Here is a 1,344-nt window from a genome sequence, read left to right as displayed (position 1 = left end):
TGAGATCGCCCGGCGGCGCGGCGGCAGCGGCCGCTTCGGCAGTGCGAGCGTGTCGGCCATGACCAAGCATTTCCCGGGCGGCGGACCTCAGAAGGACGGCGAGGACCCGCACTTCCCCTACGGGCGCGAGCAGGTCTACCCGGGCGGTCGGTTCGACGAGCACCTTGAGCCGTTCCGCGCGCTCATCGCGGCCGGCACACGGCAGATGATGCCGTACTACGGCATGCCGGTCGGCCTCGCCGTCGACGGCGAGCCCATCGAAGAGGTGGGCTTCGGCTTCAATCGCCAGATCCTCACGGGGCTGCTGCGCGAGAAGCTGGGCTTCGACGGCGTGATCTGCACCGACTGGGGCCTGATCACCGATGCCGAGTTCGCGGGGCTGCCGTTCCCCGCGCGGGCGTGGGGCGTCGAGCACCTCACGCCGCTCGAGCGGGTGGCGAAGGTTCTGGATGCCGGCGCCGATCAGTTCGGCGGCGAGGCGTGCCCCGAGCTGGTCGTCGAGCTCGTGCGCAGCGGCCGCGTCTCCGAAGAGCGCATCGACGCCTCGGTGCGACGGCTGCTCGGCGAGAAGTTCCTGCTCGGGCTGTTCGACGAGGGCCGCTACGTCGACATCGAGGCCGCCGATGCGCTCGTCGGTGCGCCCGACGCCCGCGCTGCGGGGCTGCGGGCCCAGTCCCGCTCGATCACCGTGCTCGAGGCCGCCACGTCGGGCCGCTCGGCGCTGCCGCTCGCCGCGGGAACGCGCGTCTTCATCGCGGGTGCGGACGCCGACGGCATCACGCACGAGCGACTCGAGCTCGTCGACTCCCCCGACGGCGCCGATGTCGCGATCGTCCGCCTCGCGGCGCCGTTCGAGCAGCGTGGGCCCGGCTTCGAGTCGTTCTTCCACGCGGGCTCCCTCGAGTTCCCCACCGCTCAGGTCGACGAGGTCCTCGCCCTGGCCGCGCGCGTGCCGACCATCGTCGACGTGTATCTCGACCGTCCCGCCGTGCTGACGCCCTTCGCCGGGCGGGTCGCGGGTCTCGTCGTGGACTACGGGGCGTCGACTCGCGCGCTGCTCGATGCCCTGAGCGGCGCGGTTCGGCCGGAGGGAAAGCTGCCCTTCGATCTGCCGCGCTCGATGGCCGCCGTCGAGGCATCCCGCCCCGACGTACCCTTCGACACGGCCGACCCGCTGTTCCCGTTCGGGCACGGACTCGAGCTGGGCTGAACTGAGCTGCGTCACGCTCGACGCGGTGCGCTACCGAGCGGTGCGCACCGCGTCGAGCGCGGCATCCAGCATGTCGGCGGCCGCGGCCGGGTCGGCGCGCACCAGGGCCATGGCCGACAGCACGAACGACGTGC

General features: G+C 72.6%; 1 protein-coding gene. It reads left to right on the top strand.

Annotated elements, in window-relative coordinates:
• A partial coding sequence (locus tag ACM2XV_RS15345) for a glycoside hydrolase family 3 N-terminal domain-containing protein (RefSeq protein WP_487027576.1) occupies positions 1–1,210 on the top strand: 1,210 nt, incomplete at its 5' end.
• Between the last annotated feature and the right edge of the window lie 134 nt (positions 1,211–1,344).

Source organism: Gryllotalpicola sp. CP2-P1, from assembly GCF_057512245.1.
This window is presented reverse-complemented; position numbering and strand designations above follow the sequence as displayed.